The sequence below is a fragment of the Streptosporangium carneum genome, assembly GCF_027922005.1.
GTDB lineage: Bacteria > Actinomycetota > Actinomycetes > Streptosporangiales > Streptosporangiaceae > Streptosporangium > Streptosporangium carneum.
Genome location: NZ_BSEV01000001.1, coordinates 1126758 through 1152932 on the forward strand (window position 1 = coordinate 1126758; position 26175 = coordinate 1152932).

Genomic DNA, 26175 nt, shown 5'->3' on the forward strand with positions numbered 1-26175 from the left:
CCACTTGGAAACTCCTTGTGACTGACTGGGTCATCCGACGATCAGGTGGAGGTCGCCGAACTCGTGCCAGAGATAGCCCCCCTTGAGGGCCTCGGCGTACGACCGTGACAGCAGGTCGGTCCCGGCGATCGCGGAAAGCATCAGCAGGTGGCTGGAGCGGGGCTCGTGCAGCCCGGTGATCAGGCCGTTCACCGCTTTCACCCCGGTCGAGGGGGTGACGATGTGCGAGGTCCAGCCCCGGGCGGCCCCGACCCCTCCGCCGGTGAGGGCGGCCGTCTCCAGCGCCCGCACCACGGTCGTGCCGACCGCGATCACCCGTCCCCCCGACTCGCGCGTGAACCCGACCTGGCGCGCCGTCGCCTCCGGCACCTCGAACCGCTCAGGGTAGGGCGGCTCGTCCCGCTCCGGGGAGGCCACCCCGGTGTGCAGGGTGATCGGCACGACGCCGATTCCGCGTGTCACGAGCCGGGTCACCAGTTCGGGGGTGAACGGCCGTCCGGCGCTGGGCATCTCCGCGCTGCCCGGCCGTACCCCGAACACGGTCTGGTAGTGCGAGAGCGGCCAGTCCCTGTCCACGTAGGAGTAACGGATCGGCACGCCGTACCGGTGCAGGTAGTCGGGGACGTCGCGGTCCAGCCTGGCCCGCCACAGCCGCGGCGTCTCCCGTTCCAGCAGCCGCAGCGTGGCCCCGCCCGGCAGCGGCAGCCACTCCCCGGGCGCGCCTCCCCTGTACGGCTCGCCCGCCGCCTCGCCTCCCGCGCCCGCTTCGCTCCCCGCCTTGTCTCCGTCTCCGCCTCCCGCGCCGGCCTCCGCGCGGGCGTCGGGGACCCGCGTCTCCCGTCCGCGGGGCGCGCCGCGGCGGCGCAGCTCGACCAGCCAGGCGCCGTCCTCGCGTTCGGTCGAGAAGTGCACCGCGAGCCGGTCGAGCCGGACCGCGGCGGGCAGGGTCGCGGAGTCGTTGACCACCAGCAGGTCACCGGGACGGAGCAGGTCCGGCAGGTCGGCGAAGCTGTGGTGGCCTGTCTTCCCGGTGTCGCCGCGCGAGACCAGGAGCCTCACCCCGTCACGAGCCAGCCCCCGTGCCTCCGGTGGCTCGTGCGCCTCCAGTTCGTGCGGGAGCACGAAGTTCGCGGTCATGGCGTCCGTCACCGGTGCGCTCACGGCTCCTCCTCCTTCTGGTCCTCGGGGCCGCGGGCGGCCGGATCGGTTCGCCCGCGGTCGCGCCCGCCGGTCCGCCCGTTCACGGGCGCGTGATCCGCCCGCTCGCCGGTCGCCGGTCGATCAGCCGTCGCAGCGTGGGGACGACCGTCTCCGGCGCCGGGGCCGCCGCCGCCTCCTGCGCGCCGATCGCCGCGGCGAGCATGGCCGTGTTCATCTCTCCCGGATCGACCCACCAGACCGCGACCGACGGCTCCTCGACGGCCAGCACGTTGGACAGCTGCTCCAGCGCGGCCTTCGTCGCCCCGTAGCCGCCCCAGCCCTCGTAGGCCTCGACCGCCGCGTCCGAGGAGACGTTGACGATCGCGCCCCGCCGTTCCCTGAGCCAGGGCAGCGCCGCCTGGACCAGCGCGAGGGGAGCCAGCACGTTGGCCCTGAACAGCTCCTCCAACGCGTCGAGCGGGTAGTCGGCGAGCTTAGGAAGCGGAACGGCGCCCAGCCCCGAGGCGTTGTTGACGAGCAGGTCCAGCCCACCCCGATCCTGTACGGCCCGCGCCAGCCGTTCCCTGTGGGCCGGGTCGGCGACGTCCCCCGGGAGCGCGAGGGCGCCGAGCTCGTCCGCGACGGGCCCGAGCGTGTCCGCGCCCCGCGCGGTCAGGATCAGCCGCCAGCCGTCGGCCGCCAGGGAACGGGCCAGCGCCAGGCCGAGTCCGCGGGAGGCGCCGGTGATGAGTGCGGTCTTCGTCATGCCTCGACGCTAGGCAGGGGGCGTCCGGCGCGCATCGGCCGCGGGGCCGTCCCCAGCGGGGCTGATGGACCTAGGACCGATGGCGTAACGCGGCCGTCCGCGGCGGACGCCTAGAGTCGTCTCGTGAGAGATGACAGGGACGACGCGACGCGCGCCGTCCCACACGGTGGCGACCGGGACGCCGCCGTACGGGCCGACGACCGGGACGCCGCCTCGCCGGAGGACGACCGGGACGCCGTCCTGCACGCGGTCAGCTCCGCCGTCCTCGCGGTGACCAGGCACCTGTCGGTCCGTGAGGTGCTCCAGGTCATCGTGCGCTCGGCACGGCGGCTGCTGGACGCCCGCTACGCGGCGCTCGGCGTGCCCGACGACGAGGGGGCGTTCGCCGAGTTCGTCGCGGAGGGCATCTCGGAGGAGGAGTGGGACGCGATCGGGCCGATGCCCCGCCAGCACGGCATGCTCGGCGCGATGCTGCGTGAGGGCGCGCCCGTCCGGCTGCCCGACATCCGCAAGGACCACCGGTTCGAGTACTGGCCGAGGGCCCACCCGGTGCTCAAGGACTTCCTCGGGGTGCCGATCCGTGACGGCGACCAGGTGCTCGGCATCATCTTCCTGTCCAACAAGCGCTCGCCCGGTGGTTTCACCGAAGCCGACCAGAGCCTGCTCACGATGTTCGCCGCCCACGCCGCGATCGCCCTCACCAACGCCCGTCTCTACGAGCGCGGCCGGGAGCTGGCGCTGGTCGAGGAACGCACCCGGATGGCCAGGGAACTGCACGACGCGGTGACCCAGAAGCTGTTCTCGCTCCGGCTCACCGCACAGGCCGCCTCCTCGCTGGTGCCCCGCGACCCGGACAGGGCGCTGCTGGAGCTCCAGCGGGTCGAGAGGCTGGCCGGAGAGGCGCTGGCCGAGCTGCGCGCGGTGATCGTGGAGCTCCGCCCCGCCGAGCTCGACCGGCACGGCCTGGCCGAGACCCTCCGCAAGCACGTCCGCCTGCTGGACCGGCTGCACCCGGCGTCGTTCACGTTCGAGGAGACCCCGGTGTGCGAGCTCGAACCGGCGACCGAGGTCGCCGTCCTGCGGGTGGCCCAGGAGGCGCTGCACAACGCCTCCCGGCACTCGGGGGCGCGCGCCGTCGGCGTACGGCTCGGCTGCGAGGGCGGCAGGGTGGTCCTGGAGGTGCGTGACGACGGGGCGGGGTTCGACGTGGTCGCCGCGACCGGCAGGGGCCTCGGCATCGCGTCGATGGAGGACAGGGCACACGCCCTGGGAGGAAGCGTGCACGTCAGGTCGGACCCGGGCCGCGGGACGCTGGTGCGGATGGAGGTGCCCACGTGATCCGGGTGCTCATCGTCGACGACCACCCGGTGGTCAGGCAGGGGCTGCGGACCTTCCTGGACCTGCAGGACGACCTCGACGTCGTGGGGGAGGCGGCGGACGGCGCCGAGGCCGTCGCGCTGACGGAGTCCCTCGGCCCCGACGTCCTGCTGCTGGACCTGAAGATGCCCGTCCTCGACGGGCACGGCACGCTGCTCAGGCTCAGGGAGCGGGGGCTCTCGCCCCGCGTGCTGGTGCTGACCTCGATCGGCGACCGGCAGGACGTCGCCCCCGCCATGCGGGCGGGCGCGGCCGGGTTCCTCTACAAGGACGTCGAGCCCGCCGCGCTCGTCCAGGCCATCCGCGCGGTCCACGGCGGCCAGGTGCTGCTGGCCGCCGAGGCCGCCGAGGCCATGCTGTCGGGGCCCGCCCCCGCACCGGAGGCGACCGGGCACGTGACGCCGCTCACCGAGCGGGAACGCGAGGTGCTCACGCTGATCGCCTCGGGCCGGTCCAACCGCGAGATCGCCCGTGAGCTCTCCGTGGCGGAGAAGACCGTGAAGACCCACGTCTCCAACGTGCTGATGAAACTGGGGGTGCAGGACAGGACCCAGGCCGCCCTCTACGCGGTGCGGCACGGCCTGGCGTGATCGTTCGCGACGCCTGGCGGCGTCGCGGGCTCGGGCATGAAGGTCGGTTGGCGGCGCGCCCGCGTCAGACCAGTTCGGTGATGGCGTGGTGGGCGGCGACGCGTGCTCGCCGTACCGCGCGGTCGAGGGCGCGCAGGGCCTGGCTTCTGACGGCGACCTGGCCCGAGGTGAGCCCCCGCTCGTCGGCGATCTGGAGCGCGGCGGAGAGCCTGGCGGCCAGGGCGGCGACCCGGTGGGCGCGGGCGGGGTATCCCGGTGCCAGGCCGTCGTCGAGGGGCTGCGTCCGCCGGTGCCCCTGGGCGGGGCCCTCGACGCCGAGCAGGGCGTCGGTGGCCTCGCGCATCGCCAGGGTCAGGGCGTGCTCGGCCTCGGCCAGTGATGGAATGTCTGGAATGTTTACGCTGGCCTCAAGCACGCTCCAGCGCACCCCGGCGTACGATGAGCCGCGGCGGTCCCGTACCGGGACCATGCCCAGGCACCTGCCGGGGAACACGACCGTCACAGCCTGTCCGGCCTCGATCGCAGCGGAGTTGAAGGAGGGCGGCCCTGTGAGTCCGAGCGGGTCGCCCGCGACGGGAAGCGCCAGGCGCAGCGACCGCATGCCCTCGACCCGCAGGTCGGCGAGGAAGCCGCGCAGGGGAACGTCGCCCGCCTCACCGGCGACGAGTTGGGGGCCTGCCTGTCGTTCCACGCGGTCGGCGGCCTCGTCGAGGCCGACCTGTCCGGCGAGCCAGGCGTTGCCCCAGCAGACCAAGGTGGCCGAGATCTGTGAATCAGGGTGCACCGATCCACGATATGCGCTTGTCCTGCAATAGGTTTTGTTCCAGCGATTCTCAAGGAGGCGTAAGGGATGGGCGGTCAGGTGCTTCGGCTACAGGACGTCACCGTCCGCAGGGACGGGGCGGCCCTGCTGCGGGACATCGACTGGACCGTTCACGAGGACGAGCGATGGGTCGTCATCGGTCCCAACGGCGCGGGCAAGACGACGCTGCTGCAGGTCGTCGGGGCGATGCTGTTCCCCACCGAGGGCGTCGTCGAGATCCTGGGCGAGCGGCTCGGCCAAAGTGACGTGTTCGACCTGCGACCCCGCATCGGCCTCGCGAGCGCCGCGCTCGCCGAGAAGGTGCCGCCGGAGGAGAAGGTCATCGACCTGGTGCTCACCGCCTCGTACGCGATCCTCGGCCGCTGGACGGAGGAGTACGACTCCAACGACGTCACCCGGGCCGTCGAGCTGATCGACCAGCTCGGCTGCGCCCACCTCATCCGCCGCCGGTTCAACACCCTGTCGGAGGGTGAGCGCAAGAGGGTGCAGATCGCCAGGGCGCTGATGCCCGACCCCGAGCTGCTGCTGCTCGACGAGCCTGCGGCGGGGCTTGACCTGGGAGGCAGGGAGGACCTGGTCCGCCGTCTCTCGACGCTCGCCCACGACCCGAAGGCGCCGACGATGGTGCTGGTCACCCATCACGTGGAGGAGGTGCCCAGCGGGTTCACCCACGCGCTGCTGCTGCGGCACGGCTCCGTGGTCGCCCAGGGGCCGATCGACCAGGTGATGACCGCGGAGAACCTTTCGCTCACATTTGCCGTTCCGCTCACCCTGGAACGCGGGCGCGACGCCCGCTGGTACGCCCGCGCGCACCAGTTCTGAAGGCGGTTCCGAAGCCTGTTTACGCTGTTCAGGGGTCGGTAACGAGAAAACCAAATACCATTCCGAACGACAGAGATCCACTTGACTCGACCGTCCGGAGTGGCTCATGGAATCGTTTCTCGCCGCGCTCGCCGTGGTGGCTGTCGTCGGGTTCGCCTTGTTCCGGGCGATCCATATCATTCCGCAGGCCACCGCGGGGGTCGTGGAGCGACTGGGGCGCTACCACCGGACGCTCGCCCCCGGCCCCCACCTCGTGGTGCCCTTCGTCGACCGGCTCAAGCGGACCGTCGACCTGCGCGAGCAGGTCGTCTCCTTCCCCCCGCAGGCCGTGGTCACCTCGGACAACCTCGTCGTCTCCGTCGACACGGTCGTCTACTTCCAGGTCGCCGACCCCCGGGCCGCCACCTACGAGATCTCCGACTTCCTGGCGGGGGTCGAGCAGCTCACCGTGACCACGCTGCGTAACGTGATCGGCGGCATGGACCTGGACCGGGCGCTTCTCTCGCGTGAGGAGATCAACGCCGAGCTGCGTGAGGCACTCGGCGGCGCGGAGAACTGGGGCGTCCAGATCAACCGGGTCAGGCTCAAGGCGGTCGAGCCGTCGGCCGCGGTCCAGGAGTCGATGGAGCGCCGGATGCGCGCCGACCGTGACAAGCAGGCCGCCGTGCTGGTGGCCGAGGGCCACAAGCAGGCGGCCATCCTCACCGCGGAGGGGCACAAGCAGGCCGCGGTGCTCAAGGCGCGCGGCGACGCGGAGGCCGTGGTGCTCAAGGCCCAGGCCGACGCCGAGGCCAAGGCGATGCGGGCGAAGGGCGAGGCGGACGCGATCGGCATGGTCTTCCGTGCGATCCACGAGGGCAAGCCGGATCAGCGGCTCCTGGCCTACCAGTACCTCAGGACGCTCCCCGAGATCGCCAAGGGCGACGCGAACAAGGTGTGGATCGTTCCATCGGAGATGGCCAAGGCGGTCGAGAGCCTCGGCGGCCTGTTCAACGGCAAGGAGACCCCCGCCGCCGACTAGGTCGTGCCCGCCTCCTAGCATCCGGTGAGTGCCGTGCACCGTTCACGGGCGCGAGCCGTACGAGCTAGGGAGGGGCATGACGCCGTGGGAGGCGGTCGCGGTCTTCGCGGCCGGAGTCGGGGCCGGGGGCATCAACGCCGTCGTCGGGTCGGGGTCGTTGCTGACGTTCCCGACGATGGTCGCGGTGGGGATGCCGCCGATCGTCGCCAACGTCTCCAACAACATCGGCCTGGTTCCCGGGTCGCTGACCAGCGCGATCGGCTATCGCGCCGAGCTCAAGGGACAGCGCGCCCGGCTGATCCGGCTGGGGGTCGGGTCCGTCCTGGGCTCGCTGATCGGCGGCCTGCTGCTGCTGTACCTCCCCGCCAGGACGTTCAACGTGGTGGTTCCCGTCCTGATCGGCCTGTCGTGCGTGCTGGTGGTGATCCAGCCCAGGCTCAACAGATGGCTCAGTGCCCGGCGAGAGAGCGCTCACCCGCACGGCGGCCCGTGGCTCTGGCTCGGGGTGCTCAGTGCGGGAGTCTACGGCGGTTACTTCGGCGCGGCCCAGGGAGTGCTGCTCATCGGGCTGCTCGGCAGCGTCCTGGACGAGGACCTGCAGCGGGTCAACGCCGCGAAGAACGTGCTCGCGCTGCTGGTCAACGGCACCGCGGCGGTGCTGTTCGTCATCGTCGCCGAGGTCGACTGGCGAGGGGTCGCGCTGGTCGCGCTCGGCGCCACGATCGGCGGTTTCTTCGGGGCGAGGTTCGGCAGGAAGCTGCCCGCCCCGGTGCTGCGGGGGATCATCGTCTGCGTCGGCGTTGTGGCGATGGTCAAGCTGATATACGCCTAAATTCTCCCGGTTTTGGGCATAAAGCAGACATGAAGGGCGACAGGGTAGAGATCGTCATCGATGCAGGCGACAGCTCGCGTACCTACGAAGTCGTCGCCACCAGGGCGGGCCGCCGGGTGGAGGTGGCGAACCGCCGAGGTGGCGTGGTCGAGGTGAGCGAGGTCACCCGGAGCGGTACGGCGGTGCGCACCGCCCGCTTCATGTCCAGCCGGATCCTCGCCCTGGTCGAGCACCCCGCGGACGGCAAGCCCGACTGAGCGGGCTCGGCCGGGCGGACAGGCCGGTCCGGTGGATCCGGCGAGGGCCGGACGCGGACCGGTCAGATGGGGGCGGGACGGACCTGGAGCACGCCGTCGCGGCGGATCCGGGTCTCGAAGTACGGCTGCGGCGCCGTGGCCGGGCCGTGCGCGACCGTGCCGTCCGTCAGGCGGAAGGCGCTGCCGTGCCACGGGCACACCACGCAGGCGGTGCCGCGGTCGGAGACCAGTTGCCCCTGGTGCAGCGGTCCCGCCAGGTGGGAGCAGTGGTCGGCGAGCACGGTGACGCCCTCGCCCATCCTCAGCACGAACAGGTCGATGTAGCCGAGCCGTCTGGCCACGGGGCGCCCGTCCGGCAGGTCCTTGAGTTCGCACAGGTCGTGCCAGCCCAGCGGGACCAGGTGGGCGACCGACTCCGCGTGGTTGGCCCCCGCGGCCTGCCGGTAGGCCAGGTGGCCTCCGAGGTAGCCGCCGGCGCCCGCCGCCCCCAGCCCGGCGAAGGCCAGCATCCTGCCGCGTCTTTCGTCCCCGGAGAGCCTGAGGGCCAGGGAGCCGGCGTACAGCCCGAGAGCGGCGAGGTTGGCGATCGCGTGCACGAAGCCCACCCGCTGCTGCTCCCGGTGCAGCGCCGACCAGTCGGTGATCCCGGCCGCGGCCGTGGGAATCGCTCCCGCGATGCCCGTCGCGAGCACCGCCCGCGCCGCGCGGGGGTCGGCCCCGGCCAGGTCGAGCACCGCGGTCGCCAGCCAGCAGCCCAGGCTGAGGTCGGTGAGCGGGGGGTGGAGCGGCTTGCCGGTCGGCACCCCGTGCAACAGGTCGCGAAGCCATCCCGGACCGATGCGTCGGCGTACGGCCTTGGCCAGCACCCGGATCGGTCTGTCCATCCTCTCCGATCGCTCGATCCGCCCTGCGACGTCGACCGGGGGTACGAGATGCCTGAAGCTTCGGCGCTTCGTTTTGACTGTTTCCTTCACGATCGCCCCCTTCTCAACCCAGTAGGGACCTACCCGGGAACCGCGTCATGCACGCGCCAGGTGCCCCCGGCTGACGGAGAGCTCGATGATCTCGGTGGCGTAGGAGCCGAGCGTCGGCGACCCCTCCTCGATGATCTTCACCTTCTCCAGGACCTGTTCGGCCGTCACCTTGTACAGCGACCAGGTGCCGCCCTCGTTGTGGTGGTTGGCCATGATCGGCGCGATCCTGTCGAGGGCCTTGGCGAAGCGGGCCTCCGGGGTCTTGCGCTCCTCGAACTCGTCCCACAGCGCGCGAAGCCGCGTCGCCTGGTCCTCGGGAAGCAGCCCGAAGATCCGGTCGGCGGCCTTGCGCTCGATGCCGAGCTGCGCCTCGACGGCTCCGGCGTCGTAGATGAACGTGTCTCCGGCGTCGATCTCGACGATGTCGTGGACGAGCAGCATCGCGACGACCCTGTCCAGGTCGGTTCCGGGCGGGGCGTGCTCGGCCAGGATCATCGCCAGCATGCCCACATACCACGAGTGCTCGGCGTCGTTCTCCCGCCGGGATCCGTCCATGAGGGTGTTGCGGCGGACGACGCGTCTGAGCTTGTCGATCTCCATGGCGAAGGCGAGCTGGGCGTGGAGGCGGTCCTGTTCTGGAGGGGTGGTCACCTGGGCAAGCCTAATGCGCGCCGATCCCCGTTTTTCGAACGGTCAGGCAATAACGGGAGACTGAGCGTGACGACAACCCCGTTGAACACGGGATTTTCCGGAGAGAGGCCGGTCGCTGAACGTCGTCAGCGTGTTGGCGTCCCGCTCCCGCCGCCCGGACCCGTGGCGGTGGTCCGGGCGCGGGCCGACGGGGGCGGCGGACCGTGCCCGGAGCCGCGGAGGCCGCGGCTCCGGGCACGGTCAGGATGGCTGCCGGGCGGTTACTGGGCGATTCCGAGGCCCTGGGCGACGCCCTGGCCGAGATCCTTGTGGATGTTGGTCCAGTACTCCACGACGCGCTGCTTCGTCTCCGCCGTCACCTCGGGGGCCGAGGCGTGGCCGACGACGTTGCTCACCAGGTGCGAGCGGTCGGTGTCGGACAGGACGTTCTCCCACAGGGCGCGCGGCTGGACGTAGTCGTCGTCCTCGCGGTGCAGGGTGTAGGCGGAACGGATGATCTCTCCGGTCACCTGGTACTCCTCACCCCTGAACAGCGCCGGGTCGGCGGCGGGGCCGCCGACGGTGTTCGGGGCGTAGACCGGGTCGGAGGGGTTGACGAAGGTCATCTGGCCGTCCTTGTTGTAGCTGTGGACGGGCGACAGCGGCCGGTTGATCGGCAGCTGCAGGTAGTTGGCGCCGATGCGGTAGCGGTGGGCGTCGGGGTAGGAGAACAGGCGGCCCTGGAGCATCTTGTCCGGGGACGGGCCGATGCCGGGCACCAGGTTGGCGGGCTCGAAGCTCGCCTGCTCGACCTCGGCGAAGTAGTTCTCCGGGTTCCGGTTCAGGACGAACTTGCCGATCGTGATCTCGGGGTAGTCGGCGTGCGGCCACACCTTGGTCAGGTCGAACGGGTTGAACCGGTAGTCGGCGGCGTCCTCGAACGGCATGATCTGCACGTTCACGGTCCAGGACGGGTGGTCGCCGTTCTTGATCGCGGTGTGCAGGTCGCGGATGTGGTAGTCCGCGTCCTGGGCGATGACCGCCCCCGCCTCGGCGTCGGTGAAGTTCTTGATGCCCTGGTCGGTCTTGAAGTGGTACTTGATCCAGAACTTCTCGCCCGCGGCGTTGTACCACAGGAAGGTGTGCGAGCCGAAGCCGTGCACGTGACGCCAGGACGCCGGGGTGCCGCGGTCGGTCATCAGGAAGGTGACCTGGTGGGCGGTCTCGGGCGAGAGCGTCCAGAAGTCCCATTGCATGTTGTGGTCGCGCAGGTTGGTGTCCGCGCGGCGCTTCTGGCTGTGGATGAAGTCGGAGAACTTCTGCGGGTCCCGGATGAAGAAGATCGGCGTGTTGTTGCCGACGATGTCGTAGTTGCCCTCTTCGGTGTAGAACTTGATCGCGAAGCCGCGCGGGTCACGTTGCGTGTCCGGGCTGCCGAGCTCGCCGGCGACGGAGGAGAAGCGCAGGAAGAGCGGAGTCTCCTTGCCCTTCTGGAACAGCCCCGCCTTGGTGAACTGGCTGACGTCCTCGGTGATCTGGAGAATGCCGTGCGCGCCGCCGCCCTTGGCGTGGACCACGCGCTCGGGCACACGCTCCCGGTTGAAGTGGGCCATCTTCTGGATCAGATAGTGGTCCTGCAGCAGCAGGGGCCCGTTCGGTCCGACCGACTGGGAGTGCTCGTCACTGGGGGCGGGAATTCCGGCGTCGGTCGTGGTGGTGGGCCTGGTGCTCATGAATCGGTCCTCCGGGGTCTCTTCATCGAGTTTCATCGGAACGACAGTCAGGACACATGCCCCAGTAGATGACGTCCGCCTCGTCGACCAGATATCCGGCGTCGGAGACGGGGTCGAGGCAGGGGGCGTGTCCAACGGCGCAATCGACGTCCGTGACCCGTCCGCACTGTCTGCAGACGAGGTGGTGATGGTTGTCACCGACCCGCGTCTCGTATCGGGCGGGACTGCCCGCGGGTTCGATCCGCCGCAGCAGCCCGCCTCTGTGCAGCGCGTGCAGAGAGTCGTAGACGGCTTGCAAGGAGACATGGCCGACCCGTTCCCGCACGCCACGGTGGACGGCGTCCACGTCCAGGTGGTCGCCTTCCCGCACGGTCTGCATGATCGCCAGTCGTGCCGCGGTCACCCGCAGTCCTGCCTGGCGGAGCCGGTCATCGTCCTCCATGAGCACACGTTATGCACCAAACCGGAATCATTCAAGTATTTGAGTCATCCAACTCTGTTCGGCCAACTCTCCACGGCGGGGCTGTTCCGCGCATCGCGGGTGGGATGGCATCCTCGGATAGCGATGGACACGTATATCCCCCGCCGCCTCGCCGCGGCCGCGCTCCTCACCGCCTCCGCCCTCCTCGGCGCCGCCTGCTCGGCGGCGGAGTCCGCGACTCCCGCGGCCTCAGGGACCACGCCCGACGTCGTCGAGAAGCCGACCGCCTCGAGTTCGGCGAAGCCCACCAGGGAACGCAAGCCGTACACCATCTCCTTCGGCGGCGACGTGCACTTCGAAGGGGTGCTGCGCACCAGGCTCAACGCCGACCCGAAGACCGCGCTCGGCCCGATCGCCAAGGTGCTCAGCCGTTCCGACATCGCGATGGTGAACCTCGAGACCGCGATCACCACCGGCGGCACCCCGGCTCCCGGCAAGCAGTACACCTTCAGGGCGCCCGCCTCGGCGCTGACCGCGCTGAAGGCGGCGGGGGTCGACGTCGCGTCCATGGCGAACAACCACGGCATGGACTACATGCAGGGAGGGCTGACCGACTCCCTGGCCGCGATCAAGCGCTCGAGGTTCCCGGTCGTGGGCATCGGCGCGAACGAGGACGAGGCGTACCGGCCGTGGCGGACGACGGTGAACGGCAACCGCGTCGCCGTCATCGGCGCCACCCAGGTGCTCGACGCCGAGTTCATCCAGGCCTGGACCGCCACGGACGGCAAGGGCGGTCTCGCCTCCGCGAAGAACGAGGCGAGGCTCCTGCAGGAGGTGCGCAGGGCGCGTAAGAACTCCGACACGGTGATCGTCCACCTGCACTGGGGCACCGAGCTGCAGAAGTGCCCCAACGAGGCGCAGCGTTCCCTGGCGCCCAAGCTGGTCGCCGCGGGCGCCGACGTCGTCGTGGGCGGCCACGCGCACATCCTGCTCGGCAGCGGCTACCTCAAGAACGGTTACGTCAGCTACGGCATGGGCAACTTCGTCTTCTACAACTGGGGCCCGGAGACCGGCAGGACGGGTGTCCTCACCCTGACGATCAACGGACGCCAGGTGCTCAAGGACCGCTGGACCCCCGCCACCATCCAGGGCGGAGTGCCGGTTCCGCTGACCGGGGCGGCGGGCCAGCAGGCCGTGGCGAGCTGGAAGGCGCTGCGCGGTTGCGCGGGCCTGACGGCGACCTCGAACAGCTGACGACCGGTCTGGCAGGGAAAATCAGGCGATTGACACAGAGGGCCTGACCGGGAGGGGGTCGGGCGGGCAATATGGGTGCGTGACCATGCCTGCTGAGGAGCCGGGTGAAGCTCCGCTGCGGCGTCAGCCGACCCAGCGACGCAGCGCGCGCCGTGTGGAGAGGATGCTCGACGCCTGTGCCGACCTGCTGGACGAGATCGGTTATGAGGCGCTGTCCACCACCAGGATCGCCGAACGCGCGGGTGTCGCGATCGGCTCGATCTACCAGTTCTTCCCCGACAAACGGGCCATCACCCAGGCGGTGACCAGGCGTCATGTCGAGCAGTTCGTCTCCCGGGTCGGAAGGCGTTTCCTGTCCGAGGACTACGGGGGCTGGTGGGACGCGGTCGACGCGATCATCGACGAGTACGTCGACATGCACAGGACCGTTCCAGGTTTCCGCGTCCTGCACTTCGGCGACGTGGTCGGCCTCGACCTGCTCGACGGGGCGTCCGACAACAACACGGTGATCGCGGGCAGGCTGCGCGGGCTCCTGCTCCAGGAGTACGGCCTGACGGACAGCGAGGAGCTCGACCTGGCCATCCTCGTCGCTGTCGAGGCGGGCGACGCGGTCCTCAAACTGGCCTTCCGGCGCGATCCCGAGGGCGCCCCCGAGATCGTGGCCGAGGCGAAGCGCCTGGTCAGGGGTTACCTGAACCGTCAGTTCTCCGGAGCCTCCGCCTGAGAGGGGGCGGAGGGCTCCTCGTTCTCCACGGTGTCGTCCGCGGTGTCCTCCGCGGACCGCCGGGAGGAGGGGGACGACTCCCCCGACGCCGCGCACCCGGAGGCGGTCCGCTCCCGGTGCTCCCTGTGCCTGCGCCTGTGCTCGCGGTCGGCGGCCTGGGAACGTTCCCCGCTCGCCGCCCGACCGGCTCCCTCCGCCACGGGGGCCGGTTCGGAGGCGGGCTCGCCCGGGGCGGCTCCGGCCCGCGGGAGGCCGGCGGGATCACGGTGCATGGCCTCGCTCCGCGGGGGATCGGAGAGCGTGGGGGCCAGGGCCGCCGCCCTGGGCTCCCTCCTGGACCCCGGCCGGGACTGCGGCGTGATGTCACAGGGGACCACGCCCGGCACGGCGACCGTCTCGCCCTGCGCCTGCTCCGCTTCCACGGTCGGCGCTTCCACGGTCGGCGCGGTGAGCCGTTCCTGACGTATCCGGCTCTCCAGCGAGACGAGTTCGCGGTGTGCGCGCTCGACGGCGTCCATCCTCGCGGAGAGGTAGCCGGCGCATCCCGGGACGACCACGGAGAGGCCCGTCAGGAGGGTCAGCGTGAAGGTCGTCTGCTTGGACATGCCCATCGCAGCCCCTCCAAACATAACGCTCCACGAGCAGGAGACGCCTGCCATATGCCCGCTTTCCTGGCGAAACACGCTCTTCGCAATCAATCGTTTACATGGGGTTGCGCAAGGAATACCTGTCGTTGTGGGGACGAAACCGAGCGGCGCTCGCTACTCTCGCGATGTGGCGCATGTGACACGTGAGCAACTTGATCGGTTGCTTGAGCAGGCACTTCTGGCCGACGATCACGAAGACCTCGCCCGGCGGCTGGAAGCGCTGGTCGAGGAGTACGTGTCCGGAGACATCTCGCGGGCCGCGATCCTCGTGCTCGCGGCGGAGGAGTGGCGGCAGGCGGGACAGCCCGCCCACGCCCTCGACTGCTTCCAACGGGCGGTCGACGACGGCGGGGAGGTGAGCGTCGACCCCAGGGCGGGGATCGCCGACACCCTCTTCGAGCTCGAACGGCCGGACGAGGCGCGGCAGGTCATCGAAGTGATCAAGGCCGACGGCGACGTCACCCCGGCGACCGCGCTCACGGTCGCCGAGACCCTCGTCGCCTACGGGGACCTCCGGCAGGCCCACCTGTGGGCCACGGAGGGGGCCCACAGGGCGGTGAAGGACAGCGGCGAGCACACCGCCCTCCTCCGCGCCCGCTATCGCATCCGGGTGGATCTGGGGCTTCCCGAGGACGAACTCGACGCCCTCCTCGACGCCTCGTGCTGACGGCGCCCGCCGGTCGCCTGCCCTGAGCGCGCCGGCGGCCGTTCCGGGTGCCGGCACGGCGGACGGTGTTCACGGGGCGTCTGCCCTGAGCGTGCCGACGGCCGTTCCGGGCGCCGGCACGCGGACGGCCGTGTGGGCGGGGCGGCGTCGACGAACGCCGCCCGCGACGGTCAGGGGCGGCTGAGGGGGCCTGAGGGCGCCTGGGGCCCGCGGGTCACCGCCGGTCGAGTCCGAGTCCCGGGAGCAGCGTCGTCACCGGGGGCAGCGTGGAGGGCACCCGCCGGCCCCTCGGCGGCCTGGTCCCGGCGGGCGGAGGCTTCCGCGCGCCCCGCGCGACCGGAACACCCGGCCTCGTCGTGCGGGCGAGTCCCTCCACCGTCATGTGGGGGAGCCCGTCCGCCGAGGTTCTCGCCGAGCCTGGGCGCGGCAGCGGCGGCGACAACGCCGTGCCGCCGGGCAGCGCTCCCGCGGGGTCGGTGAGAACCGGCGGTGAGGAGACAGCGGAGACGGGGATCCGGGTGAACCCGCCCTGGGGGCCGTGAACGCCCGGAGCGCCGGGCAGGCCGGGCAGGTCCGGCATGTCGGCCAGCGCGCCCACCCAGGCGAGACCGGGGAAGCCCGGCGTTCCGGACGGCATGGAGGCCAGGCCTGCGCCCGCCGCGACACCGGCGGCGTCAGCGAGACTGATCACCGCGGAGGCCCGGGAGAGACCGGGCAGGCCCGCGGCCCGCGCGACCCTGTCCACGGCGCTGTCCACGGCGCTGTCCACAGCGGTGTCCACGGTGGGAGCCGTCCCGTCCGTGGGCCGGACGGGCACGCCCACGGCCGAGACCGGGCGGTCCGCGAACCGCGCGAGCCCGTCCGCGACCCGGGGCGTGCCGCCCGTGAGGGCTCGAGGCCCGTCCGAGAGCCCGCTCGCGCCCGCCGACGCCTCGTCCGTGACGGACCCGGCGACGAGGGCGGCGACGAGAGCGGTGGCGAGGGCCGCCGCCGTGAGGGTCCCGCGGGCGCTCCGTGGCGTGTTCGACATGCACGTCCCCCTGTCGCGTTCGGCAGTCATAGGACTGCCGAACGTAACAGGGGGAGCCGGCTCGGGGGCGGGCTTGACCCTATGCTGGTCAATCCCTGACCGCGGGGCCGATCGTCAGGGTGTCGCTCGTCTCGTCGACGTCGACCAGGACCTCGTCGCCGTCCTGGACCTCGCCGGAGAGCACCTCCTTGGCCAGCTTGTCGCCGATCGCCGACTGGACCAGGCGGCGCAGCGGGCGCGCGCCGTACAGGGGGTCGTAGCCGGTCAGCGCCAGCCAGTCACGCGCCGCCGGGGTCACCGTCAGCGTCAGCCTCCTGTCGGCCAGTCGCCTGGCCAGGTGGGCCACCTGCAGGTCCACGATCCTGGACAGCTCCTCGGTGCCGAGCGCGTCGAACAGGATCACGTCGTCGAGACGGTTGAGGAACTCCGGCTTGAAGGAGCTCCTGACCGCGTCCATCACCGCCTTGCGCTGGGTCTCCCTGTCCAGGGTCGGGTCCACGAGGAACTGCGAGCCGATGTTGGAGGTGAGGATCAGGATCACGTTGCGGAAGTCGACGGTCCTGCCCTGCCCGTCGGTGAGCCGCCCGTCGTCGAGCACCTGGAGCAGGACGTCGAAGACCTCGGGGTGGGCCTTCTCGACCTCGTCGAGCAGCACCACGGTGTACGGCCTGCGCCGCACGGCCTCGGTGAGCTGGCCGCCCTCCTCGTAGCCGACGTAGCCGGGGGGAGCGCCCACGAGGCGCGCGACGCTGTGCTTCTCGCCGTACTCGCTCATGTCGATGCGGACCATGGCCCGCTCGTCGTCGAACAGGAAGTCGGCCAGCGACTTGGCCAGCTCGGTCTTGCCGACGCCGGTCGGGCCGAGGAACAGGAAGCTGCCGGTCGGCCGGTCGGGGTCGGAGATGCCCGCGCGTGCCCGCCGTACGGCGTCGGAGACGGCCTGGACGGCCGGCCTCTGGCCGATCAGACGCCGGCCGAGCTCGTCCTCCATGCGCAGCAGCTTGGCGGTCTCGCCCTCCAGCAGACGGCCCGCGGGAATGCCCGTCCACGAGGAGATGACCTGGGCGATGTCGTCGGGGCCGACCTCCTCCTTGACCATCGGGTCCTCGGGCTGGGAGGCAGCGGTCGCCTCGGCGAGCTCGGCCTCCAGCCTGGGCACGTCGGCGTACATCAGCCGGGAGGCGGCCTCGAAGTCGCCGTCGCGCTGCGCCCGCTCGGCGGCGCCGCGCGTCTCGTCGAGCTTCTTCTTCAGGTCGCCGACCCGGTTGAGCCCGGCCTTCTCCCGCTCCCAGCGCCCGACCAGGCCGTTGAGCTCCTCCTGCCGGTCGGCGAGCTCCTTGCGGAGCCGCTCGAGGCGCTGGAGGCTGCTGTCGTCGGTCTCCTTGGAGAGGGCGAGCTCCTCCATCTTCATCCGGTCGACGTTGCGCTGGAGCTGGTCGATCTCGACGGGACGCGAGTCGATCTCCATGCGCAACCGGGACGCGGCCTCATCGACGAGGTCGATCGCCTTGTCCGGCAGGAACCTGGAGGTGATGTAGCGGTCGGAGAGGGCGGCGGCGGCCACGAGCGCGCCGTCGGAGATCTGAACCTGGTGGTGCGCCTCGTAGCGGCCCTTGAGACCGCGCAGGATCGCGATGGTGTCCTCGACCGTGGGCTCGCCCACGTAGACCTGCTGGAAGCGCCGCTCCAGCGCGGGGTCCTTCTCGATGCGCTCGCGGTACTCGTCGAGCGTCGTCGCGCCGATCATCCGCAGCTCGCCCCTGGCGAGCATGGGCTTGAGCATGTTGCCCGCGTCCATCGCGCCTTCTCCGGCGCCCGCGCCGACCATGGTGTGCAGCTCGTCGATGAAGGTGACGACCTGCCCGTCGCTCTCCTTGATCTCACTGAGCACGGCCTTGAGCCGCTCCTCGAACTCGCCGCGGTACTTGGCGCCCGCGACCATCGCCCCCAGGTCCAGTGAGACCAGACGCTTGTCACGCAGGCTCGAGGGGACGTCGCCCGCGACGATCCGCTGGGCCAGCCCCTCGACAACGGCGGTCTTGCCGACGCCGGGCTCGCCGATGAGCACCGGGTTGTTCTTGGTCCTGCGGCTGAGCACCTGGATCACTCTGCGGATCTCCGAGTCACGGCCGATCACCGGGTCGAGCTTGCCCGCCCTGGCCTGCTCGGTCAGGTCGACGCCGTACTTCTCCAGCGCCTGGTAGGTGTCCTCCGGGGTCTCGCTGGTCACCCTGGCGTGCCCGCGCACCTTCTCGAAGGCCTCCAGCAGGGCGTTCGGGGTGGCGCCGCTCGCCCTGAGCAGCGCGGCGACCGGGCCGCCGTCCGCGGCGAGGCCGACCAGCAGGTGCTCGGTCGAGACGTAGAGGTCCTCAAGCTGGGTGGCGCGCTGGGCCGCGGTGTTCAGCACCGTGAGGAGCTGCCGGGAGCTCGAAGGGGCGCTGACCGTGGACCCCTGCGCCTTCGGCAGGGCCGCGAGCTGCGTCTCCGCCTCCGCCCGCAGCTGCCTCCAGTCGGCGCCGACGGCCTCGAGCAGAGGCACGGCGGTGCCCCCGGTCTGGGCGAGCATCGAGGTGAGCAGGTGAGCCGGGGCGACCTCGGGGTTGCCCTCCGCGGCGGCGCGCCTGATCGCGGAGGAGAGCGCCTCCTGGCTCTTCTTGGTGAGCTTGTAGTCCATGCTTGTCTGCCTTGCTCCGTTCGGCGGCTGTGGCGCCGGTGACCGGCGCTGTGTGGTCCCCCCGGCCTTCGAGATGGAGTGGTCAGGCGGGTGGCAGTTGGTACTGGATCAGCGCGCGGATCATGGCCATCTCGGCGCGCAGACGGTGGTTCTCGTCACGCAGGCGCAGCGCCTCGGTCTCCAGCGCCAGGATGCGTTTGATGCCCGCGAGGTTGATGCCCTCCTCCTGGGAGAGCCGCTGCACCTCGCGGAGCATCACGATGTCGCGCGTGGAGTACAGGCGACCGCGCCCCGCCGTACGGCCCGGGCTGACCAGGCCGAGACGGTCGTACTGTCGCAGGGTCTGGGGGTGGAGGCCGGACAGCTGGGCCGCCACCGAGATCACATATACCGGGGTGTCGTCCGACAGATCGAAGTAGTTGGCGTCCATGGCTACTCGCTTCTGGCCTGTTGGATGAGCTCGGCCCGCGGGTCACCGCCCGCGGTGGCGTCGCGGAATTCCTCCAGGGCGCCCCTCGCCTTGTCCTCCAGTTGCTGGGGGACGAGGACCTCGACCGTGGCGAGCAGGTCGCCCTTCGTGCCGTCCTTGCGGGCCACGCCCCTGCCCCGCACCCGGAAGGTGCGGCCGTTCGGGGTGCCCTCGGGGATGCGCAGGGTGACCGGCATCCCCTTCAGGATCGGCACCTTGATCTCCGCGCCGAGCGCGGCCTCGGTGAAGGTGACCGGCACGGTGATCGTCAGGTTCTCGCCGGTCCTGCCGAAGACAGGATGCGGCTTGACGTGGATCTGGACGTACAGGTCACCGGCAGGACCGCCGTTCTCACCGGGCGCGCCCTTGGCCTTGATCTTGATGCGCTGGCCGTCGCCCACTCCGGCGGGAATGCGCGCCTGGATCGTGCGGGTGCTCTTGCCCCGCCCGCTTCCCTCGCACACCGGGCACGGGTCGTCGACCAGCAGACCCCGCCCCTTGCAGTCGCGGCACGGCTCGGAGAAGGCGAAGTTGCCCAGGTTCCGGCTGGCCGCGCCGGTGCCCTCGCAGGTCGGACAGACCCTCGGGGTCGTCCCGGCCTTGGCTCCGGTGCCCGTGCACGCCGCACAGGCGGAGGAACTGGTCAGGCGGAGCGAGACCGTGGTGCCCTCGACGGCCTCCCCGAAGGAGAGGGTGACCTCCGTCTCCACGTCCTGGCCGCGCCGCGCCCTGGTGGTCGCCCCGCCCGTGCGGGGCGCCCCGCCTCCCCGGTTGAAGATGCCGCCGAAGATGTCGCCGATGCCCCCGCTGCCCGCGCCGGCCTGCTGGTTGGCGCCCCCGAACAGGTCCCCCAGGTCGAAGGGGAACCCGCCCCCGCGGGAAGCCCCCCCGGCTCCCGCGTAACCGCCGAGCCCCGATCCGAACAGCGTCCGCGCCTCGTCGTACTCCTTGCGGCGCTTGGTGTCGGACAGGACGTCGTAGGCCTCGGAGACCTCTTTGAACTTGGCTTCGGTCTCCGTGCTGCCCTGGTTGGCGTCCGGATGGTACTGCCTGGCCAGCTTCCGGTACGCCTTCTTGATTTCCTCGGCGGTGGCGGTCTTGGGCACACCAAGGACGGCGTAGTAGTCCTTCTCCAGGTAGTCCTTGGTGCTCATCTCAGTTCCTTTGCAGATCTCAGATACGGGGGGTTCAGTTGTCGCTCGCGACAGGCTCTTCTTCGGGCTCGGCGACCGCGACCCGCGCGGGGCGGAGCACACGCTCGCCGATGCGGTAACCGGGCTGCAGGATCTCCACGCAGGTCGGCTCCGTGACGTCGGGGGAGTAGCTGTGCAGCAGGGCCTCGTGCACCGTCGGGTCGAAGGGCTCGCCCTTGGTCCCGAAGGTGCTCAGTCCCAGCTTTCCCGTCGCCGCCTCCAGCGACTCGCTCACCTTGGCGAAGCCGCCGGTGAGCTCGCCGTGGTCGCGGGCCCTGCCGATGTCGTCGAGGACCGGCAGCAGTTCGCCCAGCACACCCGCGACCGCCTGCTCCTTGACCGCGGTCCGGTCGCGTTCGACCCGCTTGCGGTAGTTGGAGTATTCCGCCTGGAGACGCTGCAGGTCGGCGGTGCGCTCGGCGAGCTGGGTGGCCAGCTCGACCGAGGCCAGGTCGGGGGTGGGAGCGGCCTGGTCGGCCTGCTCCTTGCCCGTCTCACGTGCCTGCCCCGTCTCCGGGTCGATCTTGCGGTTGTCGCGGATCACCGGCTCCTGCTCGGAACCGTTCTCACGCGTGTTCACGCTCGCGCTCCCCTCGGCTTTCCCGCCGTCACTTCGCGCCGTTCTCGCGCTTCGGCTCGTCGTCCACGATCTCGGCCTCGACCACGTCGTCGTCGGCCTTCTGGCCGTCGGCGCCGTCGGCGCCCGGGGCACCGCCCTGGGCCTCGCCGCCCTGCGACTGGGCGTAGATGGCCGAGCCCATCTTCTGGCTGACCGTGGCGAGCTTCTCCGCGGAGGTGCGGATCGCGGCCGAGTCGGTGCCCTCGAGCGTCTTCTTCAGCTCGGCGAGCGCCTCGTTGACCTCGTTCTTGATGTCGTCCGGAACCTTCTCGGCGTTCTCGCCGAGGAACTTCTCGGTCTGGTAGACGAGCGAGTCGGCGTTGTTGCGCGTCTCGGCGTCCTCGCGGCGCTTCTTGTCCTCTTCGGCGTAGGACTCGGCCTCGCGCATCATGCGCTCGATGTCGTCCTTCGGCAGCGCGGAGCCACCGGTGATCGTCATCGTCTGCTCCTTGCCGGTGCCGAGGTCCTTGGCGGAGACGTTGACGATGCCGTTGGCGTCGATGTCGAAGGTGACCTCGATCTGCGGGATGCCGCGCGGCGCGGGGGCGATGCCGGTCAGCTCGAAGGTGGCCAGCTTCTTGTTGTAGGCCGCGATCTCACGCTCGCCCTGGTAGACCTGGATCTGCACCGACGGCTGGTTGTCCTCGGCCGTGGTGAAGACCTCCGAGCGCTTGGTCGGGATCGTGGTGTTGCGCTCGATGATCTTGGTGAAGATGCCGCCCTTGGTCTCGATGCCCAGCGACAGCGGGGTCACGTCGAGCAGCAGGACGTCCTTGACCTCGCCCTTGAGCACACCGGCCTGGAGGGCGGCGCCGATGGCCACGACCTCGTCCGGGTTGACGCCCTTGTTGGGCTCCTTGCCGCCGGTCAGCTCCTTGACGAGCTCGGCGACCGCGGGCATGCGGGTCGAGCCGCCGACGAGCACCACGTGGGCGATGTCGGAGACCTTGATCCCGGCGTCCTTGACGACCTGGTTGAACGGGCCCTTGCACCGCTCGAGCAGGTCGGCGGTGATCCGCTGGAACTCGGCGCGGGTGAGCTTCTCCTCCAGGTGGAGGGGGCCCTCGGCCGAGGCGGTGATGTAGGGGAGGTTGATCGAGGTCTCCGACTGGCTGGAGAGCTCGATCTTGGCCTTCTCCGCGGCCTCACGCAGGCGCTGGAGGGCCATCTTGTCCTTGGTCAGGTCGACGCCGTGGGCGTTCTTGAACCTGTTGGCCAGCTCGTCGACGACGCGCTGGTCCCAGTCGTCGCCACCGAGGTGGTTGTCGCCGCTGGTGGCCTTGACCTCGACGAAGCCGTGGCCGTCCTCCTGGCCGACGTCGAGCAGGGACACGTCGAAGGTGCCGCCGCCGAGGTCGAAGACGAGGATGGTCTCGTCCTTATCCTTGTCGAGGCCGTAGGCGAGCGCGGCCGCGGTCGGCTCGTTGATGATGCGCAGCACGTTGAGGCCGGCGATGGTGCCCGCCTCCTGGGTCGCCTGGCGCTGGGCGTCGTTGAAGTAGGCCGGAACGGTGATCACCGCGTCGGTGATCTTCTCGCCCAGGTAGGCCTCGGCGTCCTGCTTGAGCTTCTGCAGGACGAAGGCGCTGATCTGCTGCGGGGAGAACTTCTTGCCGTCGATCTCGACGGCCCAGTTGGTGCCCATCTCCCGCTTGACCGAGCGGATCGTCCGGTCGACGTTGGTGACGGCCTGCCGCTTGGCGACCTCGCCGACGAGGACCTCGCCGTTCTTCGCGAAGGCGACCACGGACGGCGTGGTCCGCGAGCCCTGAGCGTTGGCGATGACCGTGGGCTCACCGCCCTCGAGGATCGAGACGACGGAGTTGGTCGTCCCCAGGTCGATACCTACCGCACGTGCCATGAGTACGTCCTTGTAGTCAAAGTTGAGTGGGTCAGACTCATACTGGAACCTCGTGTGACGTTTGTCAAACGACTTGAGTCTATGTCGCTCAACCCTGAAGGGCGCGAAAGCATTCCCCGATCTGAGGGGACAACGGGTGATCCATGTCTCCCAACGAAGGAACGCGCGTGATCGCTCCTCGAAGGACCGCAGGAGTGGGTCGCCTCCCTCCCGGTGAGGTCCGCCCCCGGCGTGGCCGACTCCCGGGAGGCGGACCCGTCTCCGGGGCCGGCGGGTTCAGCGGAGAGCGGGAGCCGTCTCTCCGGGGGCGGTGGGTTCAGCGGAGAGCGGGAGCCGTCTCTCCGGGGGCGGCGGGGCCTCGCAGGTCAGCGGGGCCCCGCGGGGTCAGCGGGCGCCGTCGACGACCTTGCGCTTGCCGAGAGGGGCCTTGAGCTTGACCGTCGTCACCTTCTGGACGGCGATGTCGATGCAGGCCACGTTCTGGACCTTGCTGCTCTCGCCCTCCCAGAGGGTGACGGTCACCCGCTTGGCCGTCTGCTTCACGCTCACCCGGTCGAGCACGTGGCAGGGCTCGACCCCGGACCACCAGACGACCCGCAGACTCCGGCCGTCCTTCGACGGCTTGGCGGACAGCCACGTCACCTTGCGGGGGTTGTTCGTGTGGCCCTCCGGCTTGACCGGCCTGGGCGCGCCCTTGCCCGTCGGCTCGACCTTGGGCGCGACGGTGTGGCTCACGGACAGGGAGGGGACGGTGACGCCTGCTCCCGCGGCGCCGGGGGCCGTGGCGCTGTGTTCGGTGCCACAGCCGACGGCCAGCAACAGGCTTCCCGCCAGGACGGGGATCACGATCATACGCATACCCCTGACAACGAACGGCGGCCCCGTCCGGTTCAGCGCGCCCTGACGTCGTGCCGTTCCACGATCGCCTCGTCGAACTCGCCTCGTTCCGCGCGTGCGGAGAGCTTCTCCAGTGCCTCGATCCGCCTGACCCGCGACACGTACTCCCGCAGTGCCGTGTTCACGGTGTCCTTCTTCGTCGTGGTGCCCAGCATCCGCATGGCCTCGGCGAGAGCGTCGTCGTCGATGTCGATCTGTGTGACGGACATGATGCCCCTCCAATGTTGGTCGCCACTAAACGCATTGTGCATCGCCACCATCGGCGGGTCGGCCTGCTGTGACGGCTCGCGGTGGTGGCCCCTTAGGCTGGTCATCCGCTTTTCCTCATGCAAGGTGCGTTGACGTGATCGCGATTCTGGGAACCGGGAAGATGGGCGAAGCCCTGCTGTCGGGGCTGCTGCGGGCCGGGTTCAAGCCGGGCGACGTGCTGGCGACGGCGCGGCGTCCCGAGCGGGCCGTCGACCTTCGGGAGCGGTACGGCGTGCACGTCGTCTCGAACGCCGAGGCCGCGAAGAGCGCGGAGACGATCATCCTCGCGGTCAAGCCGCAGGACATGGCCTCCCTGCTGACCGAGATCGCCGCGCACGTCCCCGCCGACCGTCTGGTGATCTCGGCGGCGGCCGGCATCACGACCTCGTTCGTCGAGTCGAGGCTGGAGGCCGACATCCCGGTGGTGCGGGTCATGTCCAACACCCCGGTGCTGGTCGACGAGGCGATGAGCGTCATCTCGGCGGGCGCCCACGCCTCGGAGGAGCACCTGCGGCGGGCGGAGGACCTGCTGCGGCCGGTGGGCAAGGTGCTGCGGATCCCCGAGTCGCAGCAGGACGCCGCGACCGCGCTGTCCGGCAGCGGCCCCGCCTACTTCTTCTACCTCGTCGAGGCCATGGTCGACGCGGGCATCCTGCTCGGCATGCCCCGCGCGGCCGCGCTCGACATGGTCACCCAGTCGATCGTCGGCGCGGCCATCATGCTCCGCGACTCCGGGGAGCATCCGGTGATCCTCCGTGAGGCCGTCACCTCTCCCGGCGGCACCACCATCGCCGCCATCGCCGAGCTTGAGCGCCACAGCGTCCGCGCGGCCTTCCTGGCGGCCATCGAGGCGGCGAGGGACCGCAGTCGCCAGCTCGCGGGCGGCTGATCCCGCACCCCCTCTATTAATAAAGTTTCTTCCATAAGGCATCATTTCCCCGGGACTCGGTGGGAATGGGGCAAAGGTGGAGCAGGCCGTACACGCTGGCGACCAGGGAGAACAGAGGGGGCCCGCGGTCTGGTCGCGGAGTTTCGGTCTGTTCTTCACCGCGCGGTCGGTCTCCATGCTCGGCGCCGCGATGATCCCGTTCGCGACGGCGGTCGGCGTCGGCGCGCTGGGGTACGGTCCGACGGGGGTCGGACTGGCGCTGGCCGCCTGGATGGCGCCCTTCGCGGTGCTGATCCTGTTCGGCGGGGTGTTCGCCGACAGGTTCACCCCGCGCCGCATGATGATCGGCGCGGACACGACCAGGGTGGTCACCCAGGGGCTCCTGGCGGCGCTGTTCCTCCTCGACCGGCCGCAGCTGTGGCAGGTGCTGGTCATCTCCGCCGTCAACGGCGTCGCCGCCGCGATGTACCAGCCGGGCGTCTCCAGCACCGTCCCCCGCGTGGCCAGGGACGTGCAGAAGGCCAACGCCACCCTGCGCGTCTCCGAGTCGATCATGCTGCTGGCCGGGCCCGGCGTCGCGGGCGCCATCGTCGGGTTCTCCAACGTCGGAGTCGTCTTCGCGATCGACGCCGTGGGGTTCGCGATCAGCGCGGCCTGCCTGCTCCTGCTGCGCCTGCCTCCGGCCTTCGCGGTCCCCGCGGAGGACTCGATGTGGCGCAACCTGCGCGGCGGCTGGCACGAGTTCAGATCCAGGACCTGGATGTGGTCGGTGATCCTGGTCTGGATCATCTTCGGCGTCACCCTGTTCGGGCCGATGATCCCGCTGGGCTCCGTGCTGATCACCGACAGCCTGGGGGTGAGCGCGTACGGCCTGGTCATGTCCGCCTCGGGCGCGGGCACGATCGTGGGAGGCCTGGTCGCGATGCGGGCGCGTCCCGCGCGGCCGCTGCTGGCCGGGGCGATCGGCCTGTTCGGCTTCGCCCTCGAGCCGCTGACGATCGCGACCGGGATGCCGCTGGGGATCCTGATGGCCGCGCACGTGGTGGGCGGCACCGGCTGGGCGTTCTGGTCGGTCATGTGGGCCACGAGCATCCAGACCCAGGTGCCCGCCGAGGCGCTCAACCGCGTCACCGCCTACGAGGTCGCCGGGTCGACGATCGCCGTCCCGATCGGCCAGGCGCTGGCCGGTCCGGTCGCCGCCGCCGTCGGCGCGAGGGAGATGCTGATCGTCTCCGCCGTCGTCGCGGTGGGCGGCTGCGTCTCGCTGCTCCTGGTGCCCGCGGTCAGGGGACTGCGCAGGATGACGGAACCCGTTCCGCCCGTCCAGCCGCTCTGACCGTCGTGGAGCGTTCCCGGCCCTTTCCGGGACTAAGGGGCCCTTCGAGGTTCGGGGGAGGGCTCAGGTGGCCTCTGGGAGGCCCTGAGGGGCTTTTAGGGGGTATGGCTGGCTTGCTTGGGTCTGGAGGAAAGGGTCTGCCTGATTAATCGAAACAAGTCCCTATATTGCGCTCAGGTCAAAACGGCCGCCTCCTCGGCGACGGCCGCGTAAACCCGTGCCCTCACGCGTGCGGTAACGTCGGCCCGGGTGGGAGACCCGGTCGCGAGGTCGCGCCGGT

The 26175-nt window shown here is 70.6% G+C and carries 26 protein-coding genes and 1 pseudogene; 11 read left to right on the forward strand and 16 right to left on the reverse strand.

Translation table 11 applies throughout. The features are described from left to right. Positions 1–30 precede the first annotated feature (30 nt). Positions 31–1161 (reverse strand): S-adenosylmethionine:tRNA ribosyltransferase-isomerase, encoded by a 1131-nt coding sequence (locus tag PKF00_RS05545; protein ID WP_271216237.1) that lies wholly within the window; start codon positions 1159–1161, stop codon positions 31–33. Positions 1162–1240: 79 nt separating this feature from the next. Then, positions 1241–1906, reverse strand: a complete 666-nt coding sequence (locus tag PKF00_RS05550; RefSeq protein ID WP_271216238.1) for an SDR family NAD(P)-dependent oxidoreductase — start codon at positions 1904–1906, stop codon at positions 1241–1243. Positions 1907–2029: 123 nt separating this feature from the next. Between PKF00_RS05550 and PKF00_RS05555 the strand changes: the two genes are divergently transcribed. Both PKF00_RS05555 and PKF00_RS05560 read left to right on the forward strand, forming a co-directional pair. After that, a complete protein-coding gene (locus tag PKF00_RS05555) occupies positions 2030–3244 on the forward strand; it encodes a GAF domain-containing sensor histidine kinase (RefSeq protein ID WP_271216239.1) in 1215 nt (404 codons plus the stop codon). Further along, positions 3241–3873 (forward strand): response regulator, encoded by a 633-nt coding sequence (locus PKF00_RS05560; protein WP_271216240.1) that lies wholly within the window; start codon positions 3241–3243, stop codon positions 3871–3873. Before PKF00_RS05555 ends, PKF00_RS05560 begins: the two co-directional genes overlap by 4 nt. Positions 3874–3937: 64 nt before the next feature. Here PKF00_RS05560 and PKF00_RS05565 read toward each other — a convergent pair whose 3' ends face one another. Then, positions 3938–4657, reverse strand: coding sequence for an Rv1486c family protein (locus PKF00_RS05565; RefSeq protein ID WP_271216241.1), 720 nt, complete (start codon positions 4655–4657; stop codon positions 3938–3940). A 66-nt stretch (positions 4658–4723) separates the two neighbouring features. Here PKF00_RS05565 and PKF00_RS05570 point away from each other — a divergent pair, with 66 nt between their 5' ends. From PKF00_RS05570 to PKF00_RS05585, 4 genes are all read left to right on the forward strand, one after another. Continuing rightward, positions 4724–5518, forward strand: coding sequence for an ABC transporter ATP-binding protein (locus PKF00_RS05570; protein ID WP_271216242.1), 795 nt, complete (start codon positions 4724–4726; stop codon positions 5516–5518). A gap of 106 nt (positions 5519–5624) precedes the next feature. Next, positions 5625–6539 carry an SPFH domain-containing protein gene (locus tag PKF00_RS05575; RefSeq protein ID WP_271216243.1) on the forward strand — a complete coding sequence of 305 codons (915 nt, stop codon included), beginning with the start codon at positions 5625–5627 and terminating at the stop codon, positions 6537–6539. A gap of 76 nt (positions 6540–6615) precedes the next feature. Next, positions 6616–7371: a sulfite exporter TauE/SafE family protein gene (locus PKF00_RS05580; protein WP_271216244.1), complete on the forward strand. Its 756-nt coding sequence runs from the start codon at positions 6616–6618 to the stop codon at positions 7369–7371. A gap of 29 nt (positions 7372–7400) precedes the next feature. Beyond that, positions 7401–7628, forward strand: coding sequence for a DUF8836 family protein (locus tag PKF00_RS05585; RefSeq protein WP_271216245.1), 228 nt, complete (start codon positions 7401–7403; stop codon positions 7626–7628). A gap of 62 nt (positions 7629–7690) precedes the next feature. Here the strand turns inward: PKF00_RS05585 and PKF00_RS05590 are convergent, their stop codons facing one another. From PKF00_RS05590 to PKF00_RS05605, 4 genes are all read right to left on the reverse strand, one after another. Continuing rightward, positions 7691–8512: a Rieske (2Fe-2S) protein gene (locus PKF00_RS05590; protein WP_271216246.1), complete on the reverse strand. Its 822-nt coding sequence runs from the start codon at positions 8510–8512 to the stop codon at positions 7691–7693. A gap of 135 nt (positions 8513–8647) precedes the next feature. Beyond that, entirely contained in the window at positions 8648–9202 is a 555-nt protein-coding gene (locus tag PKF00_RS05595; RefSeq protein ID WP_271216357.1) for an HD domain-containing protein, read from the reverse strand. Positions 9203–9513: 311 nt separating this feature from the next. Further along, positions 9514–10965, reverse strand: a complete 1452-nt coding sequence (locus PKF00_RS05600; protein WP_271216247.1) for a catalase — start codon at positions 10963–10965, stop codon at positions 9514–9516. 22 nt (positions 10966–10987) lie between these two features. Then, positions 10988–11407, reverse strand: a complete 420-nt coding sequence (locus PKF00_RS05605) for a Fur family transcriptional regulator (RefSeq protein ID WP_271216248.1) — start codon at positions 11405–11407, stop codon at positions 10988–10990. A 123-nt stretch (positions 11408–11530) separates the two neighbouring features. Here PKF00_RS05605 and PKF00_RS05610 point away from each other — a divergent pair, with 123 nt between their 5' ends. Both PKF00_RS05610 and PKF00_RS05615 read left to right on the forward strand, forming a co-directional pair. Beyond that, the gene (locus tag PKF00_RS05610; protein WP_271216249.1) at positions 11531–12640 is read left to right on the forward strand and encodes a CapA family protein; all 1110 of its coding nucleotides are present in this window, start codon (positions 11531–11533) and stop codon (positions 12638–12640) included. 85 nt (positions 12641–12725) lie between these two features. After that, on the forward strand, positions 12726–13364 hold the full coding sequence (locus PKF00_RS05615; protein WP_271216358.1) for a TetR/AcrR family transcriptional regulator: 639 nt from the start codon (positions 12726–12728) through the stop codon (positions 13362–13364). Here PKF00_RS05615 and PKF00_RS05620 read toward each other — a convergent pair. Next, positions 13340–13969: a hypothetical protein gene (locus tag PKF00_RS05620; RefSeq protein WP_271216250.1), complete on the reverse strand. Its 630-nt coding sequence runs from the start codon at positions 13967–13969 to the stop codon at positions 13340–13342. The genes PKF00_RS05615 and PKF00_RS05620 overlap by 25 nt on opposite strands. Before the next feature lie 202 nt (positions 13970–14171). On the opposite strand from PKF00_RS05620, the gene PKF00_RS05625 reads away from it, so the two are divergent. Then, positions 14172–14678 (forward strand): hypothetical protein, encoded by a 507-nt coding sequence (locus PKF00_RS05625; protein ID WP_271216251.1) that lies wholly within the window; start codon positions 14172–14174, stop codon positions 14676–14678. A 214-nt stretch (positions 14679–14892) separates the two neighbouring features. Here PKF00_RS05625 and PKF00_RS05630 read toward each other — a convergent pair whose 3' ends face one another. From PKF00_RS05630 to PKF00_RS05665, 8 genes and pseudogenes are all read right to left on the reverse strand, one after another. Beyond that, complete coding sequence (locus PKF00_RS05630) at positions 14893–15708, reverse strand: hypothetical protein (protein WP_271216252.1); 816 nt, start codon at positions 15706–15708, stop codon at positions 14893–14895. A gap of 88 nt (positions 15709–15796) precedes the next feature. Continuing rightward, positions 15797–18382: an ATP-dependent chaperone ClpB gene (gene clpB, locus PKF00_RS05635; protein WP_271216253.1), complete on the reverse strand. Its 2586-nt coding sequence runs from the start codon at positions 18380–18382 to the stop codon at positions 15797–15799. Between the two features lie 177 nt (positions 18383–18559). Next, positions 18560–18812, reverse strand: a pseudogene (locus PKF00_RS05640) (heat shock protein transcriptional repressor HspR); the annotation flags it as partial. A gap of 2 nt (positions 18813–18814) precedes the next feature. After that, a complete protein-coding gene (gene dnaJ, locus PKF00_RS05645; RefSeq protein ID WP_271216254.1) occupies positions 18815–20005 on the reverse strand; it encodes a molecular chaperone DnaJ in 1191 nt (396 codons plus the stop codon). A 34-nt stretch (positions 20006–20039) separates the two neighbouring features. Further along, positions 20040–20624, reverse strand: a complete 585-nt coding sequence (grpE, locus tag PKF00_RS05650) for a nucleotide exchange factor GrpE (protein ID WP_271216255.1) — start codon at positions 20622–20624, stop codon at positions 20040–20042. Positions 20625–20652: 28 nt separating this feature from the next. Further along, entirely contained in the window at positions 20653–22524 is a 1872-nt protein-coding gene (dnaK, locus tag PKF00_RS05655; protein ID WP_271216256.1) for a molecular chaperone DnaK, read from the reverse strand. 384 nt (positions 22525–22908) lie between these two features. Then, the gene (locus PKF00_RS05660) at positions 22909–23376 is read right to left on the reverse strand and encodes a hypothetical protein (protein WP_271216257.1); all 468 of its coding nucleotides are present in this window, start codon (positions 23374–23376) and stop codon (positions 22909–22911) included. Between the two features lie 38 nt (positions 23377–23414). Continuing rightward, on the reverse strand, positions 23415–23630 hold the full coding sequence (locus PKF00_RS05665) for a type II toxin-antitoxin system VapB family antitoxin (protein WP_271216258.1): 216 nt from the start codon (positions 23628–23630) through the stop codon (positions 23415–23417). Between the two features lie 134 nt (positions 23631–23764). On the opposite strand from PKF00_RS05665, the gene proC reads away from it, so the two are divergent. Then, on the forward strand, positions 23765–24559 hold the full coding sequence (proC, locus tag PKF00_RS05670; protein ID WP_271216259.1) for a pyrroline-5-carboxylate reductase: 795 nt from the start codon (positions 23765–23767) through the stop codon (positions 24557–24559). 76 nt (positions 24560–24635) lie between these two features. Then, on the forward strand, positions 24636–25895 hold the full coding sequence (locus PKF00_RS05675; RefSeq protein WP_271216260.1) for an MFS transporter: 1260 nt from the start codon (positions 24636–24638) through the stop codon (positions 25893–25895). Positions 25896–26175 lie beyond the last annotated feature (280 nt).

Excerpts from the sequence above, each read along its gene's own strand:
- PKF00_RS05550 (WP_271216238.1), bottom strand. The coding sequence starts at position 1,906 with ATGACGAAGACCGCACTCATCACCGGCGCCTCCCGCGGACTCGGCCTG.
- PKF00_RS05570 (WP_271216242.1), top strand. The coding sequence starts at position 4,724 with ATGGGCGGTCAGGTGCTTCGGCTACAGGACGTCACCGTCCGCAGGGAC.
- PKF00_RS05575 (WP_271216243.1), top strand. The coding sequence starts at position 5,625 with ATGGAATCGTTTCTCGCCGCGCTCGCCGTGGTGGCTGTCGTCGGGTTC.
- PKF00_RS05580 (WP_271216244.1), top strand. The coding sequence starts at position 6,616 with ATGACGCCGTGGGAGGCGGTCGCGGTCTTCGCGGCCGGAGTCGGGGCC.
- PKF00_RS05585 (WP_271216245.1), top strand. The coding sequence starts at position 7,401 with ATGAAGGGCGACAGGGTAGAGATCGTCATCGATGCAGGCGACAGCTCG.
- PKF00_RS05590 (WP_271216246.1), bottom strand. The coding sequence starts at position 8,512 with ATGGACAGACCGATCCGGGTGCTGGCCAAGGCCGTACGCCGACGCATC.
- PKF00_RS05595 (WP_271216357.1), bottom strand. The coding sequence starts at position 9,202 with ATGGAGATCGACAAGCTCAGACGCGTCGTCCGCCGCAACACCCTCATG.
- PKF00_RS05600 (WP_271216247.1), bottom strand. The coding sequence starts at position 10,965 with ATGAGCACCAGGCCCACCACCACGACCGACGCCGGAATTCCCGCCCCC.
- PKF00_RS05605 (WP_271216248.1), bottom strand. The coding sequence starts at position 11,407 with ATGGAGGACGATGACCGGCTCCGCCAGGCAGGACTGCGGGTGACCGCG.
- PKF00_RS05610 (WP_271216249.1), top strand. The coding sequence starts at position 11,531 with ATGGACACGTATATCCCCCGCCGCCTCGCCGCGGCCGCGCTCCTCACC.
- PKF00_RS05615 (WP_271216358.1), top strand. The coding sequence starts at position 12,726 with ATGCCTGCTGAGGAGCCGGGTGAAGCTCCGCTGCGGCGTCAGCCGACC.
- PKF00_RS05620 (WP_271216250.1), bottom strand. The coding sequence starts at position 13,969 with ATGTCCAAGCAGACGACCTTCACGCTGACCCTCCTGACGGGCCTCTCC.
- PKF00_RS05630 (WP_271216252.1), bottom strand. The coding sequence starts at position 15,708 with ATGTCGAACACGCCACGGAGCGCCCGCGGGACCCTCACGGCGGCGGCC.
- clpB (WP_271216253.1), bottom strand. The coding sequence starts at position 18,382 with ATGGACTACAAGCTCACCAAGAAGAGCCAGGAGGCGCTCTCCTCCGCG.
- dnaJ (WP_271216254.1), bottom strand. The coding sequence starts at position 20,005 with ATGAGCACCAAGGACTACCTGGAGAAGGACTACTACGCCGTCCTTGGT.
- dnaK (WP_271216256.1), bottom strand. The coding sequence starts at position 22,524 with ATGGCACGTGCGGTAGGTATCGACCTGGGGACGACCAACTCCGTCGTC.
- PKF00_RS05660 (WP_271216257.1), bottom strand. The coding sequence starts at position 23,376 with ATGATCGTGATCCCCGTCCTGGCGGGAAGCCTGTTGCTGGCCGTCGGC.
- PKF00_RS05665 (WP_271216258.1), bottom strand. The coding sequence starts at position 23,630 with ATGTCCGTCACACAGATCGACATCGACGACGACGCTCTCGCCGAGGCC.